Annotated in this window: 19 protein-coding genes; 9 read left to right on the forward strand and 10 right to left on the reverse strand. The window is 63.4% G+C overall.

The genetic code is table 11. The features are described from left to right. Positions 1–292: 292 nt before the first annotated feature. Positions 293–1,393 (forward strand): GGDEF domain-containing protein, encoded by a 1,101-nt coding sequence (locus NKI39_RS27260; protein ID WP_352813998.1) that lies wholly within the window; start codon positions 293–295, stop codon positions 1,391–1,393. Here NKI39_RS27260 and NKI39_RS27265 read toward each other — a convergent pair. Next, positions 1,383–2,414: a 2-dehydropantoate 2-reductase gene (locus tag NKI39_RS27265; RefSeq protein WP_352835748.1), complete on the reverse strand. Its 1,032-nt coding sequence runs from the start codon at positions 2,412–2,414 to the stop codon at positions 1,383–1,385. The genes NKI39_RS27260 and NKI39_RS27265 overlap by 11 nt on opposite strands. Positions 2,415–2,544: 130 nt before the next feature. On the opposite strand from NKI39_RS27265, the gene dapE reads away from it, so the two are divergent. Beyond that, positions 2,545–3,744, forward strand: a complete 1,200-nt coding sequence (gene dapE / locus NKI39_RS27270) for a succinyl-diaminopimelate desuccinylase (protein ID WP_352472355.1) — start codon at positions 2,545–2,547, stop codon at positions 3,742–3,744. A gap of 2 nt (positions 3,745–3,746) precedes the next feature. Continuing rightward, positions 3,747–4,355 (forward strand): transporter, encoded by a 609-nt coding sequence (locus NKI39_RS27275; RefSeq protein ID WP_352455970.1) that lies wholly within the window; start codon positions 3,747–3,749, stop codon positions 4,353–4,355. Here the strand turns inward: NKI39_RS27275 and truA are convergent. From truA to def, 4 genes are read right to left on the reverse strand one after another with little or no spacing between them, the layout of a single operon-like run. Beyond that, the gene (gene truA / locus NKI39_RS27280; RefSeq protein ID WP_352835749.1) at positions 4,337–5,092 is read right to left on the reverse strand and encodes a tRNA pseudouridine(38-40) synthase TruA; all 756 of its coding nucleotides are present in this window, start codon (positions 5,090–5,092) and stop codon (positions 4,337–4,339) included. The genes NKI39_RS27275 and truA overlap by 19 nt on opposite strands. 18 nt (positions 5,093–5,110) lie before the next feature. Continuing rightward, positions 5,111–5,620 carry a GNAT family N-acetyltransferase gene (locus NKI39_RS27285; RefSeq protein ID WP_352835752.1) on the reverse strand — a complete coding sequence of 170 codons (510 nt, stop codon included), beginning with the start codon at positions 5,618–5,620 and terminating at the stop codon, positions 5,111–5,113. After that, positions 5,617–6,546: a methionyl-tRNA formyltransferase gene (gene fmt / locus NKI39_RS27290; protein WP_352835804.1), complete on the reverse strand. Its 930-nt coding sequence runs from the start codon at positions 6,544–6,546 to the stop codon at positions 5,617–5,619. Before fmt ends, NKI39_RS27285 begins: the two co-directional genes overlap by 4 nt. Before the next feature lie 16 nt (positions 6,547–6,562). After that, positions 6,563–7,093: a peptide deformylase gene (gene def / locus NKI39_RS27295; protein ID WP_352539945.1), complete on the reverse strand. Its 531-nt coding sequence runs from the start codon at positions 7,091–7,093 to the stop codon at positions 6,563–6,565. 103 nt (positions 7,094–7,196) lie between these two features. Between def and NKI39_RS27300 the strand changes: the two genes are divergently transcribed. Next, the gene (locus NKI39_RS27300) at positions 7,197–8,459 is read left to right on the forward strand and encodes a DNA recombination protein RmuC (protein ID WP_352835755.1); all 1,263 of its coding nucleotides are present in this window, start codon (positions 7,197–7,199) and stop codon (positions 8,457–8,459) included. Between the two features lie 39 nt (positions 8,460–8,498). On the opposite strand, the gene NKI39_RS27305 is transcribed toward NKI39_RS27300, so the two are convergent. From NKI39_RS27305 to NKI39_RS27315, 3 genes are all read right to left on the reverse strand, one after another. Further along, positions 8,499–8,903: a GFA family protein gene (locus NKI39_RS27305; RefSeq protein ID WP_023676952.1), complete on the reverse strand. Its 405-nt coding sequence runs from the start codon at positions 8,901–8,903 to the stop codon at positions 8,499–8,501. 66 nt (positions 8,904–8,969) lie between these two features. Further along, positions 8,970–9,932: a cation diffusion facilitator family transporter gene (locus NKI39_RS27310; RefSeq protein WP_352835758.1), complete on the reverse strand. Its 963-nt coding sequence runs from the start codon at positions 9,930–9,932 to the stop codon at positions 8,970–8,972. A 121-nt stretch (positions 9,933–10,053) separates the two neighbouring features. Next, complete coding sequence (locus NKI39_RS27315; RefSeq protein WP_352501143.1) at positions 10,054–10,863, reverse strand: transglutaminase-like domain-containing protein; 810 nt, start codon at positions 10,861–10,863, stop codon at positions 10,054–10,056. Positions 10,864–11,078: 215 nt separating this feature from the next. On the opposite strand from NKI39_RS27315, the gene NKI39_RS27320 reads away from it, so the two are divergent. Both NKI39_RS27320 and sugE read left to right on the forward strand, forming a co-directional pair. After that, a complete protein-coding gene (locus NKI39_RS27320; RefSeq protein ID WP_013528464.1) occupies positions 11,079–11,204 on the forward strand; it encodes a hypothetical protein in 126 nt (41 codons plus the stop codon). 148 nt (positions 11,205–11,352) lie between these two features. Continuing rightward, positions 11,353–11,667, forward strand: coding sequence for a quaternary ammonium compound efflux SMR transporter SugE (gene sugE, locus NKI39_RS27325; protein WP_352472361.1), 315 nt, complete (start codon positions 11,353–11,355; stop codon positions 11,665–11,667). 83 nt (positions 11,668–11,750) lie between these two features. On the opposite strand, the gene NKI39_RS27330 is transcribed toward sugE, so the two are convergent. Continuing rightward, a complete protein-coding gene (locus tag NKI39_RS27330; protein WP_352835761.1) occupies positions 11,751–12,179 on the reverse strand; it encodes a DUF6481 family protein in 429 nt (142 codons plus the stop codon). A 229-nt stretch (positions 12,180–12,408) separates the two neighbouring features. On the opposite strand from NKI39_RS27330, the gene NKI39_RS27335 reads away from it, so the two are divergent. The 3 genes from NKI39_RS27335 to NKI39_RS27345 all read left to right on the forward strand — a co-directional run bounded on the left by NKI39_RS27335 (position 12,409) and on the right by NKI39_RS27345 (position 15,921). Beyond that, positions 12,409–13,470, forward strand: coding sequence for an LLM class flavin-dependent oxidoreductase (locus NKI39_RS27335; protein WP_352835764.1), 1,062 nt, complete (start codon positions 12,409–12,411; stop codon positions 13,468–13,470). A gap of 133 nt (positions 13,471–13,603) precedes the next feature. Then, positions 13,604–14,764, forward strand: a complete 1,161-nt coding sequence (locus NKI39_RS27340) for an AI-2E family transporter (RefSeq protein WP_352835767.1) — start codon at positions 13,604–13,606, stop codon at positions 14,762–14,764. 155 nt (positions 14,765–14,919) lie between these two features. Beyond that, positions 14,920–15,921 (forward strand): LLM class flavin-dependent oxidoreductase, encoded by a 1,002-nt coding sequence (locus NKI39_RS27345; protein WP_352814003.1) that lies wholly within the window; start codon positions 14,920–14,922, stop codon positions 15,919–15,921. Between the two features lie 156 nt (positions 15,922–16,077). On the opposite strand, the gene NKI39_RS27350 is transcribed toward NKI39_RS27345, so the two are convergent. Then, the gene (locus NKI39_RS27350; RefSeq protein WP_352539938.1) at positions 16,078–16,701 is read right to left on the reverse strand and encodes a L,D-transpeptidase; all 624 of its coding nucleotides are present in this window, start codon (positions 16,699–16,701) and stop codon (positions 16,078–16,080) included. Positions 16,702–16,775: the final 74 nt, after the last annotated feature.

The raw sequence follows: 16,775 nt of genomic DNA on the forward strand, positions 1-16,775 counted from the left end.
GCGAAAGCTCATCATCCTCGCAAACGCACTACTCAGGGACAATCGGACCTGGACACCATCTCTCCCTTGACCAACACGGATACTCCAGAGCGGCGGAGCGGGGAGTTCCGAAAGCCCGGTTTTGCGCCGGATGCTCTAAGCGAATGTTAATCACCCTGGCCCAGCATGCCGGCGAAGACTGTGTCGACCGGCACGGAGCGCTCGACTGGCAAGCGACCTATCCCTGACCACCAAGGAGCCGCGCAAAACGTGGAGCGCCGCCGCTCGCCTGTTTGCCTGGTTCTCTTCGCCGATGAAATTGGAACCGGAAGCTGTCCGCGCCCGGCTTCTCGACACCACCTTCGACCGCAAATTCGCAGTCCTGTTCGGCACCATCAGCGTTCTGTTGGTTGCGGTCAGCGCCGCTCTTGCCACCGGGGATTGGTGGCCCTACGCCTGGATTGCCGCCGACCTGATGCTTTTCACCGTCCGCGTTCTGCTGATGCGGGAATGCGAGCAGGCCCGCAGGCGCGGCTCGAAAGGGCCGCTGGCGGGCCTGATGGCAGCCAGCGGCGTCTGGTCGGTCGTTTTCGGCCTCGGCTGCTATGGCTGTGTTGCCAGCGGGAATATGGCGCTTTCCGTACTTGCCGCCTTGAATGTCGCAGGCGTCGTCGGCGTGGTGTCGTCACGCAATGCGGCGACCCCGCGCTTCGCCATATTCGTCATGTTGGCCGTAAGCCTGCCTTACGTGGTCGGCGCATTGTTTTCTGCGGCGCCCGGAATGCCGATCGTCGGAATTCAAACGCCGTTCTATGTGGTCGGCGTCATCATCGTGCTGCTTCAGAACCACGCAATCAATGCCCGCATGATCCGCGCCGAACTGGACAATCGCGACCTGGCCATCAAGGACGCGCTGACCGGCCTGCCAAACCGCATCTTCCTGCAGGAGAAATTGCGCGACATGTGCCGCGACCTTGCGGCGCCGGCCGCCAATGGCGGCAAGCCGTTTGCAGTGCTCAGCATGGATCTCGACGGTTTCAAACAGGTCAACGACCGTTTTGGCCACGCCGTCGGCGACGTGCTGCTGCGCAAGGTGGCCGAACGATTGAAGCGCGGCTTCCGTCCGGGGGACGTGGTCTTCCGCATTGGCGGCGATGAATTCGTCATCCTTTTGCCCGCAACCTCGGAGATCGAGGCCACCTACCTGGCAAAGCGGGCCATCGAAAAGGTCTCGGTGCCTTTCGACCTCGGGGTCGGTTCCGCCATCCATGTCGGCTTGAGCGTCGGCAGCGCCTTCGCACCCGCCGACGGCGGCGATCCGGAAATCCTGCTCACCTGTTCCGACCATGCGCTGTACGAAGCCAAGCGCACCGGCAAGGGTCGTTACTGGGCGCCTGTGCGGGCTACGATCTGACGGTCGCGACAACGGCTTCCGGCGACAGGCAGGGCGATCCGCTTCTCTCCTGCTCGGCCGCGCGCACCAGTGCCGCCACGCGCTTCAGCAAAGGTGCCGGCGTGCCGGCCTTTTCGGCCAAACGCAGGACCGCGCCTTGCAGTTCGCCGATCTCCGTCGGCCGGCGGCGCTGAAGGTCATCCCACATCGACGAACGCGCGGCCGGATCGATGGCAAGCATCCGCCGCGCCAAGAACTTGAACAGCCAGTCGGGCAGGCGAAGCACTTTCGGCAGCAGCGCGGGACGCAGGCCGGCGATGCGAGCGGGTTCGATGCCTGTCGCCGTCATTGCCGCCAATGCTTCGTCGATCTGGCCGGCCAGGATCAGCCGCCAGCGGCGATCGGCAAGCTCTGCCACCAGCGGCAGGCCGGAAAGCGCCACCAGCGCGTTGTTGAGGTTGAGCAGCAGCTTGCCCCATAGCACCGCTTCGATGTCGCCATGCGTGGCGACGGCAAAGCCCTCGACGTCGAGCAGTTCGTCAAGGCCTGTCGCGCCCTGTTCGATCATCACCTTGCCGCCGCTGGCGCGGTGCAGGCGAAGCGGCAATTCGCCCTCCGCCGATTGGACCACGTTGAACGGCACCATGCCCGCGAGCACCCGCCGGGCGGTGAGATGGGCTCGCAATTTATCGGCATTGTCGACGCCGTTCTGCAGACTGAGTATCACCGCATCCGGTCGGGCATGGGCCGCAATAAGCCCGGCCATGTCCTGCGTCGCGCCGCTCTTGACCGTTGCCAGGATGACATCGGCACCGGGGAATGCCGCGGCCGGATCGGCGGTGACCGACAATGCCTCCGGCTTGACGGATCGGTCGCGGCCATCACGGTCGGTGATGCGCAATCCACCTTTTTGCAGCGCCTTCTCGATGCGAGGCCGCGCCAGCAGAACCACCTTTCGCCCGGCAAGTATCAGGCAGCCGCCGGCGTAGCATCCGATACTGCCGGCACCTGCGATTACGATTGTCTTGCCACGCGTGACCATGCAATGGCCCTGCCTTGGTCGAGAGGCCTTTGCCGCAATCATACGGCATGAAAACCATAATGTCGGCGGCATGGCTGGCCCTTATGTCTGGCCGTGACAGGCCTTGCGCTTTCGACTATCGCTTTTGCCCATGACGCTGCCTACCGATCCGACCAGAAATCTGGCTGCTCTCATCCGCTGCGCTTCCGTGACGCCCGCCGAAGGCGGTGCGCTGAGCGCGCTGGAAGAAATGTTGAAGCCGCTCGGCTTTGCCGTCGAGCGCCCGGTGTTTTCCGAATCCGGCACACCTGACATAGAGAACCTTTACGCGCGGCGTTCCGGCAACGGCCCGCATCTGATGTTTGCCGGTCATACCGATGTGGTGCCGGTGGGCGATGAAACAGCCTGGACGCACCCACCCTTTGGCGCCGAGATCGCCAATGGCGAGATGTTCGGCCGCGGCGCCGTCGACATGAAGGGCGGCATTGCTTGTTTCGTCGCGGCGGTAGCGCGACATATCGCGCAGAAGGGCGGCCCGAAGGGGTCGGTCTCGCTGCTGATCACCGGCGACGAGGAAGGGCCGGCGATCAACGGCACGACGAAACTGCTCGAATGGGCGGCTGCCAAGGGCGAGAAATGGCATGCTGCGATCGTCGGCGAGCCGACCAATCCCGATGCGCTCGGCGATATGATCAAGATCGGCCGGCGCGGCTCGCTCTCCGGCACGGTCGTCGTCAACGGCCGCCAGGGCCACGCCGCCTATCCGCAGCTAGCCGACAACCCGGTGCGCGGCCTTGTGACGCTGGTCGACGCCTTGCTTCACCCCGTCTTCGACAACGGAACAAGGGATTTCCAGCCGACCAATCTTGAGGTGACCTCCATCGATGTCGGCAATCCTGCCACCAACGTCATCCCGGCGAAGGCGGCGGCTACCTTTAATATTCGCTTCAACGACACATGGACCGCCGAGACGATCCAGGCCGAGATCCACAACCGCCTCGACCGGGCGGCGAAACGCAAGAAATACCGCGCCGGCAAGAAGACGCCGGTCGACTACGAGATCGTCTGGCGCGACGGACCGAGCCACGTTTTCCTGACACGCGACGACAGGTTGATCGAGACGCTTGGCGGCTCGATCAAGGCGGTGACCGGCAGGAAGCCGGCGCTCTCCACCTCCGGCGGCACCTCCGATGCCCGCTTCATCAAGGATTATTGTCCGGTGGTCGAATTCGGACTGGTCGGCAAGACCATGCACATGGTCGACGAACGCGTGGCGATTGCCGACCTCGAGACGCTGACGCAGATTTATCTGCGCTTCGTTGAAGACTGGTTTGCGCAGGACATATCCTAGTGATGCTTTCAGCGGATGAAACCTACGCTTCGCTTGCCGGTGCCTGGCGGCTGATGCTCGGCAAAGCCGATGGATTTCGCCTGCTCGACCTTTCGGCGGACGGTTTCTGGAACTCCTTTTTTGCCATTGTCGTCGCGGCGCCGGCACTGATCGTCGGCTGGGTCGGTATTGCCAACGAGATCGGCGATCCCAACGCATTCGTCGGCCGTTTCAGCATGTTGATCCGCCTGGCAACCGTCGATATCGGCGCCTGGGTGCTGCCGCTCATAGGCCTCGCCCTGGTGGCGCCGCGGGTCGGCGTCGGCGGCCGATTCGTCCATTATGTCGTGGCCAGCAATTGGGCCTCGGCGATCATCGCCTGGATGATGCTGCCATCGGCGTTGATCCGGCTCTTCCTGACGTCGGCCAACGAAGTCTCCGGACTCGTGTCGCTGCTGTTGTTCGCGCTGTCGATGGTCTTGACCTGGCGGATGACCAACGTTGCGATCGGCAGGGGTGCGGCCACCGGCAGCGCCGTTTTTGCCGGCATGTTCGTGGCGTCGCTGATCGTCCTGTTCGGCCTGCAGGCGCTGCTCGGGATCAGCGTTCCGGATCAGCCAGGCGTCGGATAATCGACGCCGACGAGAAACAGCCCGTCGGGCGGCGCCACCTGACCGCAGGCCGCACGGTCGCGCGCCTCAAGCGCCGCCTTGAGGTCGGCAACAGTCCAGCCGCCTTCGCCGACACGTTTGAGCGAGCCGACCATCGAGCGCACCTGGTTGTGCAGGAATGACCGCGCCGAAGCGCGGACCTCAATGAAATCGCCGGTGCGGCTGACATCCAGCCGGTCGAGCGTGCGGACGGGACTGGTGGCTTGGCACTGGGTCGAGCGGAAGGTGGTGAAATCATGCCGGCCAACCAGCACCTTTGCCGCCTCGTGCATGGCACCGGCATCGAGCTGCTTCGGTACCCACCAGATCTTGCCCTTGTCGAGCGCCGCCGGCGCGCGGCGATTGACGATGCGGTAGAGGTAATGGCGGCCGATCGCCGAGAAACGCGCATCGAAGCCATCCGGCACGACTGCGGCCTTCAGGATGGCGATGCGCACCTTGGCCGCTTGCAGATGCGCGTTGACTGCGTCGCGCACCTTGTCGCCGGGCCATGCCTTGATCAGATCGACATGCGCCACCTGAGCGGTCGCATGGACGCCAGCATCGGTGCGGCCGGCGGCGCGCAGCGAAACCTGCTCGCCACAGAACTTCTCGATCGCCCGCTCGATCGCCTGCTGCACCGAAGGCTGGTTGGCCTGGCGCTGCCAGCCGGCGAAGAGACTGCCGTCATATTCGATGTCGAGGCGAAAACGCGGCATTCCCGGATCGAGGCGAAATCAGGCGGCGAGGGCTGAGCCGAAGGCCGAGGCGTAGACCAGCATGCCGGTCTCCGGCGCCTCGCCCCAGGCAAGCGCCTGCAAAGCCTCGCTTTGGTACTCGCTCTCGAATTTTGCTGCACGGGCGCGGCTGTAGCCGAAACGGCCATAGTAAGCCGGATCGCCGAGCACCACGGCGAGCGTCTCGCCAGCAGCCTTCAGGCGGATATGCGCCTCGCGGACCAGCGCACCTCCGATGCCGGTGCCGTGGAACGACGGCTCGACCGCCAAAGGAGCCAAAGCCACCGCCGGGAAGCTCTTGCCGCCATTCTGCACGAAAAGCCGTGAAAACAGGATATGGCCGACCACTTGCCCGTCTTCGTCCGCCACCAGTTCGACGACGGCATCACCGCCGGTGACCAGCGCGTCGACCAGTCCGGCCTCCGTCTGCTGGCCGAATGCGTGTTCTTCGACAAGGCGGATCGCCTCGCGGTCCCGCGGCGTCGCCGCGCGTATGGACATCATGCTCATGACAATTTCATTCCTTTTTCGAGCTTGGCCCCGCGCAGAAACTCCTGCGCGGCAATGGGCCTTCCGCCCGCACGTTGAACTTCGACCGGCCTGATCGCGCCTGACCCGCAGGCGACCGTCAGCCGGTCATCGAGAATTCCTCCCGGTTCGCCGGCGCCTTGCGAGAGCGTCGAGCGAAGCAGTTTCAGCCGTTCCACGCGGCCGCCGATTTCGGCCTCGCACCATGCACCGGGAAAGGGCGACAGGCCGCGAATCTGGTTGTGCACGTCGCCGGCAGGTCGCAGCCAGTCTATGCGAGTCTCCGATTTATCGATTTTCTTGGCGTAGGTCACCCCCACCTCCGCCTGTGTGGTAAATGTCAGCGTATTCCGCTCCAGCCGTTCGAGCGCTTGCACTATCAGCGAAGCACCCAAGACCATCAGCCGATCGTGCAGATCGCCGGCCGTCATGTCGGGTCCAATGGCGCATTTTTCAACCATTGCCACCGGGCCGGTGTCGAGGCCTTCCTCCATCCGCATCACCATCATGCCCGTTTCGGTATCGCCGGCCATGATGGCGCGCTGGATAGGGGCAGCGCCGCGCCAGCGCGGCAGCAGCGATGCGTGGCCGTTGAGGCAACCGAGCCGCGGCGCCTCGAGAATGGGTTTGGGGAGGAGCAGCCCGTAGGCGACGACCACGGCGACGTCGGCACCTAAGGCGCGGAACGCCTCCTGCTCCGCCTCGCCCTTCAGCGACACCGGCGACCGCACCTCGATGCCAAGCCGCTCCGCCTCGCGCTGCACCGGCGACGGCGTCAGTTCGAGCCCGCGCCGGCCGCCGGCGCGCGGCGGCTGCGTGTAGACGGCTGCCAACTCGTGCCCGGCCCCGGCAATCGCCCGCAGCGTCGGCACGGAGAATTCGGGCGTACCCATGAAGATGACACGCAGGGGCATTCGTCGACGCCTACCCCACCATCTTGCCCGGCGCCTTGTCCCTGGCGAGCTTCTTGAATTTCTTGACCACCATGTCGCGCTTCAGCTTGGAGATGTAATCGATGAACAGCACGCCGTTGAGGTGGTCGATTTCATGCTGCAGGCAGGTCGCCATCAGCCCCTCGGCCTCGATCTCCTGCAGCTTGCCGTCGCGGTCGAGAAACTTCACCCGCACCGCCGCCGGACGCTCGACCTCGGCATAGTAATCCGGGATCGACAGGCAGCCTTCCTCGTAGACCGAACGCTGGTCGGAGCTTTCGAGGATTTCGGGATTGATGAAGACGTGCGGTGCCGGCGTCTCGTCCTCTTTGGCCAGGTCGATCACCAGCATGCGCAAGGGTTCGCCGACCTGGATCGCTGCGAGGCCGATGCCGGGCGCGTCATACATGGTGTCCAGCATGTCGCCGGCCAGTTTGCGCAAATCCCCGTCGACACGCTCGACCGGTTTTGAAACCTGACGCAGGACGGGATCGGGAAGGATGATAAGCGGCTTGATCGACATGGCGTCTCACCTAAGACCTCGCAGGAAAAGCGTCAACCGGGGCGCCTTCGGGTCGTTCACGTTTTGATCTGTGCTGGCAGACCGAATCATCTATGCTGTCGACATGAACGATCTGGCCACCATCCTGTCCGAACCTGTCGCCCGCCTAGGCGCCACCACGATCACGCTCGGCCATGCCCTGGGTTTCGGCGCAATGCTGTTCCTTGGACTGTTCGTGGCGCTCGTCGTTGCGCTCTGGCGATCGGCCAAGGCGCGTGCAGTGGCGGCCGCCGAAGCCGCCGACCACGCCCGCGACGCCGAGGTGCGGATGGCCGGCATCTTGGCAAGCCAGGCGGAAATGCAGGGCCGCATGGGCGCCATCGCCGAAGTGTTCGGGGCGCGCCAGGCGGAACTGACACAGTCGATCGGCCAGCGTCTCGATGCCATGACCGGCCGCCTGGGCCAGACCATGACCGAGCAGACGAGATCGACGCATGAGAGCCTCGCCAAGCTGCAGGAACGGCTGGCGGTCATCGATATCGCGCAAGGCAACATCCAGTCGCTGGCCGGCCAGGTCGTGCAATTGCAGGCGATCCTTTCCAACAAGCAGACGCGCGGCGCCTTCGGCCAGTCGCGTATGGAAGCCATCGTCGCCGACGGATTGCCGCACGGCGCCTATGAATTCCAGGCGACCTTGTCGAATGGCAGCCGGCCCGACTGCCTGGTGAAGATGCCGAACGGCGCACCGTCGCTTGCCATCGATGCAAAGTTTCCGCTCGAGGCCTGGAATGCCATCCGGGCCGCCGAAGGCGCCGAACTGCAGAAGACCGCCGCACAGGCTTTCCGCCGCGACATCGAGGTGCATGTCCGCGATATTTCCGAAAAATACCTGATCCAGGGCGAGACGCAGGACACCGCCTTCATGTTCGTGCCTTCGGAATCGGTGTTCGCCGAAATCCACGAGAATTTCGAGGCCGTTGTCCAGAAGGCGCATCGCTCACGGATCGTCATCGTCTCGCCATCGCTTTTGATGCTGTCGATCCAGGTCATCCAGGCGATCCTCAAGGATGCCCGCATGCGCGAGCAGGCACACCTGATCCAGGGCGAGGTTATCCGGCTGATGGAAGACGTCTCCCGGCTAGACGAGCGGGTGCGCAAATTGCAGACGCATTTTGGCCAATCGGCCAAGGATATCGACGACATTCTGGTCTCGACATCGAAGGTGACCAGGCGCGGACAAAAGATCGAGGCGCTGGAGTTTGGCGTGCAGCCGGCGGAGGACACCGCTGGTTCGAATGGCAGCGGAGCAAAAGCGGAAAGCAGCCCGCGCGTCGCCGATTCGAAAACCGGGCAGTTGAGGCTAAGGGTCGTCGAAGGCGACGATTGAGAGCTGCGCCGGAACCGGAGGCTTCGCCCCGGTCTGGCGCTACTGCTCCTCGATGATGGTTGTGCCTTCGAATTCCGGCAGCCAATGCAGCGCCGAGCGGTGCCAGATCTGCTTTCTCGGCACCAGTTGCTCGCGCTGCCGTGCCGTGCCGACCCTGATACCGTAAACCTTCGGTCCCTCGCCCGCCGACGTGGCGTAGAGATGCGAGCCGCACTCACCGCAAAATGCCTGGGCGCGCTTGGCGCCGCTCGAACCGGTCTTGATGTAGATCTTCGGCGTGCCCTTGGTGATCCTGTAATTGTCCTCGGACGCCGGCACGGTGACGCGAAAGGCCGTTCCGGTTAGCTTCTGACAATCGATGCAGTGACAAATGGTGGTCTTTTCCGGATCGACTTCGGCCTCGTAAGTGATAGCGCCACAATGACACGCGCCGTCGATTTTCATCTTCGTTCCTCCTGGAGCTTTTGCCCGCAATCATAACCGGGACTGCCCGATGGCGCAGCCATTTCCTCAGGCCGGTTCCCCTCCGGACGCCGCCAAGGCCTTGCTCCGGCGTTCCCAGGTGCCGGTGGTCTGCGGCTTGACGAACAGCCGCGTCACCTCCGGCATCTCCGCTTTCAGCCGCGTCTCGAGGCGCTCGACACAGGTCTCTATCTCCGGCGCCGACAAATGATCCTCGAACTCGATGCTCAAAGCGGCGACGATCTCCTGCGGACCCATATGCAGCGTCAGCACGCCATTTGCCCGTTGCACCGCCGGGTCCTGCTGGACGATGGCCAGCACCTCTGTTTGCACCTCGGGCGAGGCCGGCTCGCCGAGCAGCAGGCTCTTGCTTTCGCGCGCCAGGAAGATCGCGGTCCCGCCCAGGATCAGCGCGATGCCGATCGACGCGGCGCCGTCGAGCTTCGGCATGTCCAGCAGTTCCGCCGCCAATATGCCGGCGAAGGCGACAACGAGGCCGAGAAGTGCCGCGCTGTCCTCGAAGAGTACGGTGTAGACACTCGGATCCTTGCTGAGCTGCACCGCCTCGAGCCAGCCGTGGCTGCCTTTTTGGTGGCGGAATTCCTTCAGCGCCACCAGCCAAGAGGTGCCTTCGAAGAGGAAGGAAAGGCCGAGGACAGCGTAGTTCACCTTGGCGTTGGCGATCGGCTCCGGCGCCATGATGTGCATCACGCCTTCGTAGAACGATATGCCGGCGCCCAGTGCAAAGACAAGGAGCGCGACGATGAAGCTCCAGAAGTACAGCTCGCGGCCATGGCCGAGCGGATGCGTGCGGTCGGCCGGGCGCGCGGCACGGTGCATGCCGTAAAGCAGCAGGCTGCCATTGCCGGTATCGACGAGCGAGTGGACGCCTTCCGAGAGCATTGCCGAGCTGCCCGTGAACAAGGCAGCGGCGAATTTGGTCAGTGCGATCGCAAGATTTCCGGCGAGCGCCGCATAGATCACTTTTTTCGACCCGCCATGCGCCGCCATGGTGTGCTGCCCTGGTTGATGCCCCGAGATTGGCGGAGCGTCCGCCCACGCTCCACAGCTCTCACAACGCCTGAAGCGCCCAGTTGTTCACAAGGTCAGTTGTTCAAAAGGGCGGCGCGGGCTATTCGACGACCTCGTCCGTCCAGACCTTGAAGCCAGCCAGCGCGCCCGGCCCGAAAATGTGGGTCAGCGGCACATCGGCGGCATCGCGTCCGGAGGCAATCAGGATGCGGCCGATGCGCGGCGCGTTGTTGCGCGGGTCGAACGCGTGCCAGCGGCCGCCGAGATAGACTTCCATCCAGGCGGCGAAATCCATGTCCGACCACGGCTTTGGCAGGCCGATATCACTGATATAGCCGGTGCAGTAGCGGGTCGGAATGTTCAGGGCGCGGCAGAAGGCGACAGCGAGATGAGCGAAGTCGCGGCATACACCACTCTGCTCGCGATAGGCCTCGGCGGCGGTGCGCGTCGGCCGCGCATTGAAATAGTTGAAGACGATGTGGTTATGGACGAAGTCGCAGACCGCCTGGACGCGCGGAATGCCGAGCGGGGTGCTGCCGAACAGCCGCCACGCTTCATTCGACAGCACGTCGCTCTCGCAATAGCGGCTGGGCAGCAGGAACAGCAGCGTCTCCGACGGCAGATCGCGGACCTCGTGCTGCCACGCCGTCAGCTCGCGCGTCTCGAAGGAGCCGGGGTCGCGGATCACCGCGTCCGTGCCGAACGCAAAGCGCCCGGCCGGCGCAACGAAACGGTTGCACCAATTGCCGAAACTGTCGCGGTAGCTCTCGATCGGCACCGGCGGGTTCGACGTCAGGAAGTCCGGCCGCTCAAGATCGGATGCGCGCGAATAATGGACATTTAGCATCGCGATCAGCGGTGTTTCCTGCGGGAAGTCGAAGCTCATCTGGCAACCGATGTGGATCCGCATTGTCGTCCTGACCGGCCTGCCTGATCATCAGCTGGCGAAACGCGAGGGCTGATGCTGCAGTGCGAAGAAGACCATGGCACGGACCGCTGCGGTTTACGAGGGAATTAGAAACCGGTTGACAGCCCATCGGCCAGGCGACTGCACGGCAGCGGCCTCTTGCAGTCGAGCGTTTTCTCTTGTTTCACTTCGCCAGATATCAACTGGAGGAACGAATCATGGCTAAGGGTGCGATGAAGGCAGGCAAGGAGGCCCGCAAGCCGAAGAAGGACGCGAAGAAACCGGCTCCGGCGCCGGCCCTGAAGGCACCGCCAGTGAAGGCGATGAAGCTGAAGGACAAGTAGAGCCGCAGCTACCGGCTTATTTCGACCGGCCGCAAACGCGGCCGGTATGATTGTTCATTAAGCTCACGCGCATCCCCTTGGATGCGGCGAAGGCAATTTTTGCGCTTTTCAAGAAATCGGCCGAAAGCCATCGAAACGGAGCGTTCCGATGTCGTCGGTTTTCCTGTTCCTCGCCGGCCTGTTCGAGATCGGCTGGGCGATCGGCCTCAAATACACCGACGGATTCTCGAAGCCGCTGCCAACCGTCCTGACGGTTGCCTCGATGATCGTCAGCCTGACCTTGCTCAGCCTGGCGCTGAAGGCGTTGCCGGTCGGCACCGCTTACGCGGTGTGGACCGGCGTCGGCACCGTCGGCACGGCGCTGTTGGGGATATGGCAGCTCGGCGACCCAGCGACGGCGATCAGGCTGGCCTGCATCGCGCTAATCGTCTGCGGCATCATGGGACTGAAGCTCGCGGCTTAGCCGATTCTGACAGACGAACGCGTTCGGGGCCGCTGCAAGGCGGCCCCTGATTCTTGAATTCGGCTGATCAGTGCCGGAAGGCGCTATCGCGCGGAGAAGCCGGGCGGCGTCCTGCCGGTGCGCTGCTTGCGCGCGGCATAGCGCGCATCACGCTTGGCCTTGCGTTCGGCCTCGTCGGCAAGAAAACGGGCGATGCGCTCGTTCTCTTCAGCTTCCCGGATCTTCGCTTCGGCCTGTGCGGCTTCTTCCGCAGCGATGCGTGCCGCTTCGGCAGCTGCCTCGCGCTCGGCCTTTTCGACCGCTTCGCGCGCCAGCTTTTCCTGCCTCAGCCTGGCCTTTTCGGCCTCGCGTATAGCGCGGGCCTCGAGGATCGCCTTGCGCTCGGCCTGTCGTGCCAGCACCGCTGGATCATCTGCCGCCGGCTTTGCCTTGAAGCGCTCCAGAAGCGCCTTCTTTGCCTCGTTTGCGGCATTGCGCCGCTCGAAAACGTCTTTTTCCCTATAGATAGCCAAGTCCACTTCCCTGAAGTCAATTTGCGAGGCTTACATACGCGTGAAAACCGAGAGTTCAAGCGCCAAAACGGTATGCCAGCCATGAAATTCTGATCTGTTGCAGCCGGGAGACGCCATTTCGATTGAATTCGGCTGAAAGGCACCCGGCTGTTCACCATCCAGGCATCTGGCGGGGCGGCGGACTGATCGCTACGTGTAGCGCCAAGACAAAACGCTGAGATGACACACTATGGAACTCGGTCTCTACACCTTCGCCGACGTCAGCCCGGAACCAGGTCCCGGTGCGATCGGTGCGCATGAGCGGTTGCGCAACCTGATCGAGGAGATCGAGCTCGCCGACCAGGTCGGGCTGGACGTCTTTGGTCTCGGCGAGCACCACCGTCCCGACTATGCTGCCTCGGCTCCGGTGGTGGCGCTGGCGGTGGCGGCCGAACGGACCAAGCGCATAAGGCTGACCAGCGCTGTCACCGTGCTGTCGTCCGACGATCCGGTGCGCGTCTTCCAGCAGTTTGCCACCCTCGATCTTCTGTCCGGCGGCCGTGCCGAGATCATGGCCGGGCGCGGCTCGTTCATCGAGTCCTTTCCGCTGTTCGGCTACAATCTCGAAGATTATGACGAGCTCTTCGCCGAAAAGCTCGACCTGCTGCTCGCCATCCGCGATCATGTCAAGGTGACCTGGTCGGGCAGTCTGCGCGCGCCGATCAACGACCGCGGCGTCTATCCGCGGCCCTTGCAGGACAAATTGCCGATCTGGATCGCCGTCGGTGGAACACCGCAATCCGTCGCCCGCGCGGGCGTGCTCGGGTTGCCGCTGGCACTGGCGATCATCGGTGGCGAGCCGGCGCGGTTCGCACCGCTGTTCGACATCTACAGGGATGCAGCCAGGCGCGCCGGCAACGATCCGGCAAGCCTTGCCACCAGTCTCAACGTGCACGGCTTCATTGCCGACAGCACGGACCAGGCAGCCGACGATTTTTACGGGCCGCAGGCCGAGGTGATGAACCGCATCGGCCGCGAGCGCGGCTGGGGGCCGACATCGCGGGCGCATTTCGACCAATCGCGCGGCCCAAACGGCGCGCTGTTCGTCGGCAATCCAGAACAGGTGGCCGAGAAGATCGTTGCCCAGCACAGGATATTCGGCAACGACCGCTTCCTGCTGCAAATGGCGATCGGCACCATGCCGCACGCCAAGGTGATGAAGGCCATCGAACTCTACGGCACCAAAGTGGCGCCGATCGTGCGCCGGGAAACTGCGAAGGCCGTTCCCGCCGTGGCGGCGCCGGTTGCCTGATTCCCAGTCACCTGATTCATTGGCAAGGCCGCGAGGCGGCCTTGCCGGTGACGCCGGCTAACGGAACCTTGAAGCGACAGAGGCGTTTTCGCCAACGGTCTGCACCAATCGCGGTGTGCCGCCGAGGGTCAGAATGAAAGCCGAACCCGACGCTTCGGGCGCAAGCGCTGCCGAAAGCCCGGATCCGCGCGTCGAGGCGCGGGCGGATGCGCATCTGATGCGTTCGCTGCTCGTCGGCATCTTCATCCTCATGGCGATCTACGCGCTTTACTTCGCCCGCGCCTTCTTCATGCCGGTCATTCTGGCTTTCCTGCTGGCGCTGACGCTGACGCCGATCGTTCGCCTCCTGCGCAAGCATGGCATGCCCGATGTCATTTCAGCGACACTGCTGGTGCTGCTTTCGTTCTGCCTCGTCGCCGTCGCGGGATATCTGCTCAGCGGCCCGGTCATCGATCTCATCAACAACACCTCGACGATCGGCCAGCAGCTTACCGAACGTCTGGCACAACTGCGCCGTCCGTTCGAAAGGATCGTGGAGGTTTCGCGTCAGATAGAGGGACTGACGCAGACATCCCAGGAGCCGGGCGTTCAGAGGGTGGCGATGGCGCCATCCGGTATTCTCTCGCAGGCCGCCGGCAATGTACTGTCGGCCGGCACCAGCGTCACCATCGTCTTCGTCCTGTCGCTGTTCCTGCTCGCCTCCGGCACGATGTTCTATGAAAAGATCGTCCAATCCTTCCCCAGTCTCAGCGAAAAGAAGCGGGCACTGCGTGTCGTCTACGACGTCGAACGTGAAATCTCGCACTATCTGCTTACCGTCACGATCATCAATACATGTCTCGGCGTGGTCATCGGGCTCGGCCTGTGGGCACTCGGCGTGCCAAACGCGCAGGTCTGGGGCGCGGCAGCGGCTCTGCTCAATTTCCTGCCCTATATCGGAGCGTTAATCACCATCACGCTGGTCACGATCATTGCGCTGATAAGCTTCGACACGATTTCCTACGCGCTGCTGGCGCCGGCCTTCGTCGTTCTATGCTACATCGTCGAAGGCCAGTTCGTGACGCCGACGGTGGTCGGCCGCCGTCTCGAAATCAACGCAGTGGCGATCCTCATCGCCATCGCCTTCTGGTCGTGGCTATGGGGTTTTGTCGGCGCGCTGCTGGCGGTGCCGCTGCTGGTCGTCATCAAGGTGTTCTGCGATCATTTCGACGGTCTCAGCCATGTCGGCAATTTCCTGGCGGCGCAACACACGGCAGCGATCGAGGACGAAGAGATTTCCGAGGTGAACAAGTAGCGGCTTAAAGGGTCAAAAGCGTCCCCCCGATGGTGCAGATCACGACCTTGCATCGGTCGCACGTCCGTTGTGCCCTCAGCGCTCCATCAACATTTTGAATTTGCCGCCTCGGCAACGGCTTCCTACATCCCTTCGGCCACAGGAAACCCGCGCCGATGACCGTTCTTTCCGTTCTCGACCTGTCGCCGATCGTCGAAGGCAGCAACGCTTCACAGTCACTCGCCAATTCGCTCGATCTCGCCCGTCATGCCGAGCGGCTGGGTTACCGGCGCTATTGGCTGGCAGAGCACCACAATATGCCGGGCATCGCCAGCGCTGCCACCTCGGTGGTCATTGCCCATGTGGCCGGCGGCACCGATACGATACGCGTCGGCGCCGGCGGCGTCATGCTGCCCAATCATTCCCCGCTGGTCATCGCCGAGCAGTTCGGTACGCTCAACGCTCTGCATCCTGGCCGCATCGATCTCGGCCTCGGCCGGGCGCCCGGCACCGACATGGCCACGGCACGGGCGCTGCGCCGTAACCTCGACGCTGGCGCCGACAATTTCCCGCAGGACGTCGTCGAGCTGATGGGTTACTTGCAGCCGGCCGAAGACGGCCAACGCATCCGCGCGGTGCCCGGCGAAGGCGAAAAGGTGCCGATCTGGATTCTCGGTTCCAGCCTCTACGGCGCGCAGCTTGCCGCCATGCTCGGCCTGCCCTACGCTTTCGCTTCGCATTTTGCGCCGGCCGAGCTCGACCATGCTCTGGAGATCTACCGCTCGCGTTTCCAGCCTTCGGAGCAGCTCGACAAGCCTTATGTGATGCTCGGCCTCAACGTCTTCGCCGCTCCTTCCGATGCCGAGGCGCGGCTGCTGTTCACCTCGCTGCAGCAGGCCTTCGTCAATCTGCGCACCGGCCGGCCCGGCCGATTGCCGCCGCCGGTCGAAGGATATGAGCGCGACCTCGATCCAATGGCCAAGACCATGCTCGGCCAAGCGCTTTCCTGCGCCGTCGTCGGCTCTCCCGAAACAGTCAGGCAAGGCATCGAGGCGTTTGTGCGCCGGACAGGCGCCGACGAGTTGATGGTCACAGCGCAGATTTTCGACCATGCGGCGCGGGTGCGCTCGTTCGAGATCCTGGCCGACGCCCACAAATCGCTGTCGGAAGCTGCCTGAGAGTTGGTTCGCCACTTGCCACTGTTGCGGGCAAGGCCGGCCTTAGGCAGGGAACATCGCGAACAGGTGTGCGAAAACATAGCGAACATTTCGCGCGTTTTGCGCGGAGGTTTTCGATCCGTCATGCTCGTCCGTTAGCGGGAAACGCGGCGTCCACTAAATAACGATCACCTTGGTGCCGATTGTGGCGCGGTCATAGAGATCGATGATGTCCTGGTTCATGAGGCGAATGCAGCCCGCCGACACAGCTTTGCCGATGGACCACCATTCAGGGCTACCGTGCAGGCGATATCCAGTGTCACCTTTCTCGTTAAAAAGATAGAGCGCCCGCGCCCCGAGCGGGTTCATGAGTCCGCCCTCCATATGGGCCGGTATGATGCGGCCTCGCTTCTGCTCGCGCACGATCATCGCAGACGGCGCGCTCCAATCCGGCCATTCGCGCTTCCTCGCAACGTGAGCAGTGCCATGCCACTCGAAGCCCGCCTTGCCGACGCCGATTCCGTAGCGCAGCGCCTGACCGTCTCCCAACACGTAGTAGAGGAACTTCGCTCCTGTATCGACAATGATGGTGCCCGGCGCCTCTTCAGTCGCATAAGGCACTGTCTGCCGATGGAACTTTTGGTCAACCTTGTAGATCGGAACCGGCGGAACGCGAAAACCGGCGTCGGTGAGGCCGCCATAGGCCTGGGGAAAGGTCTGTAACGCTCCGCCGGTGGTGCAGCCGGAGAATGCGGCCATCCCAGCAAGTACCAGCCCGATTAGGATCGATTTCACGCGCATGACTCAAGCCGGCGCCCGTGTGAACGATCTGTCGCATCTCGTCATATTCCTAATCCGACATGCTTCGATTGCCA

It is taken from the genome of Mesorhizobium sp. M0664 (assembly GCF_040320565.1).
Classification (GTDB): domain Bacteria; phylum Pseudomonadota; class Alphaproteobacteria; order Rhizobiales; family Rhizobiaceae; genus Mesorhizobium.

What these genes read in the sequence shown, in the direction of transcription:
- NKI39_RS27320 (WP_013528464.1), top strand. Translation starts at nt 11,079, where the DNA reads ATGGCTAAGGGTGCGATGAAGGCAGGCAAGGAGGCCCGCAAGCCGAAG.
- NKI39_RS27300 (WP_352835755.1), top strand. Translation starts at nt 7,197, where the DNA reads ATGAACGATCTGGCCACCATCCTGTCCGAACCTGTCGCCCGCCTAGGC.
- sugE (WP_352472361.1), top strand. Translation starts at nt 11,353, where the DNA reads ATGTCGTCGGTTTTCCTGTTCCTCGCCGGCCTGTTCGAGATCGGCTGG.
- NKI39_RS27315 (WP_352501143.1), bottom strand. Translation starts at nt 10,863, where the DNA reads ATGCGGATCCACATCGGTTGCCAGATGAGCTTCGACTTCCCGCAGGAA.
- NKI39_RS27285 (WP_352835752.1), bottom strand. Translation starts at nt 5,620, where the DNA reads ATGAGCATGATGTCCATACGCGCGGCGACGCCGCGGGACCGCGAGGCG.
- dapE (WP_352472355.1), top strand. Translation starts at nt 2,545, where the DNA reads ATGACGCTGCCTACCGATCCGACCAGAAATCTGGCTGCTCTCATCCGC.
- NKI39_RS27305 (WP_023676952.1), bottom strand. Translation starts at nt 8,903, where the DNA reads ATGAAAATCGACGGCGCGTGTCATTGTGGCGCTATCACTTACGAGGCC.
- NKI39_RS27345 (WP_352814003.1), top strand. Translation starts at nt 14,920, where the DNA reads ATGACCGTTCTTTCCGTTCTCGACCTGTCGCCGATCGTCGAAGGCAGC.
- def (WP_352539945.1), bottom strand. Translation starts at nt 7,093, where the DNA reads ATGTCGATCAAGCCGCTTATCATCCTTCCCGATCCCGTCCTGCGTCAG.
- NKI39_RS27310 (WP_352835758.1), bottom strand. Translation starts at nt 9,932, where the DNA reads ATGGCGGCGCATGGCGGGTCGAAAAAAGTGATCTATGCGGCGCTCGCC.
- NKI39_RS27350 (WP_352539938.1), bottom strand. Translation starts at nt 16,701, where the DNA reads ATGCGCGTGAAATCGATCCTAATCGGGCTGGTACTTGCTGGGATGGCC.
- NKI39_RS27265 (WP_352835748.1), bottom strand. Translation starts at nt 2,414, where the DNA reads ATGGTCACGCGTGGCAAGACAATCGTAATCGCAGGTGCCGGCAGTATC.
- truA (WP_352835749.1), bottom strand. Translation starts at nt 5,092, where the DNA reads ATGCCGCGTTTTCGCCTCGACATCGAATATGACGGCAGTCTCTTCGCC.
- NKI39_RS27335 (WP_352835764.1), top strand. Translation starts at nt 12,409, where the DNA reads ATGGAACTCGGTCTCTACACCTTCGCCGACGTCAGCCCGGAACCAGGT.
- NKI39_RS27340 (WP_352835767.1), top strand. Translation starts at nt 13,604, where the DNA reads ATGAAAGCCGAACCCGACGCTTCGGGCGCAAGCGCTGCCGAAAGCCCG.
- NKI39_RS27260 (WP_352813998.1), top strand. Translation starts at nt 293, where the DNA reads ATGAAATTGGAACCGGAAGCTGTCCGCGCCCGGCTTCTCGACACCACC.
- NKI39_RS27275 (WP_352455970.1), top strand. Translation starts at nt 3,747, where the DNA reads ATGCTTTCAGCGGATGAAACCTACGCTTCGCTTGCCGGTGCCTGGCGG.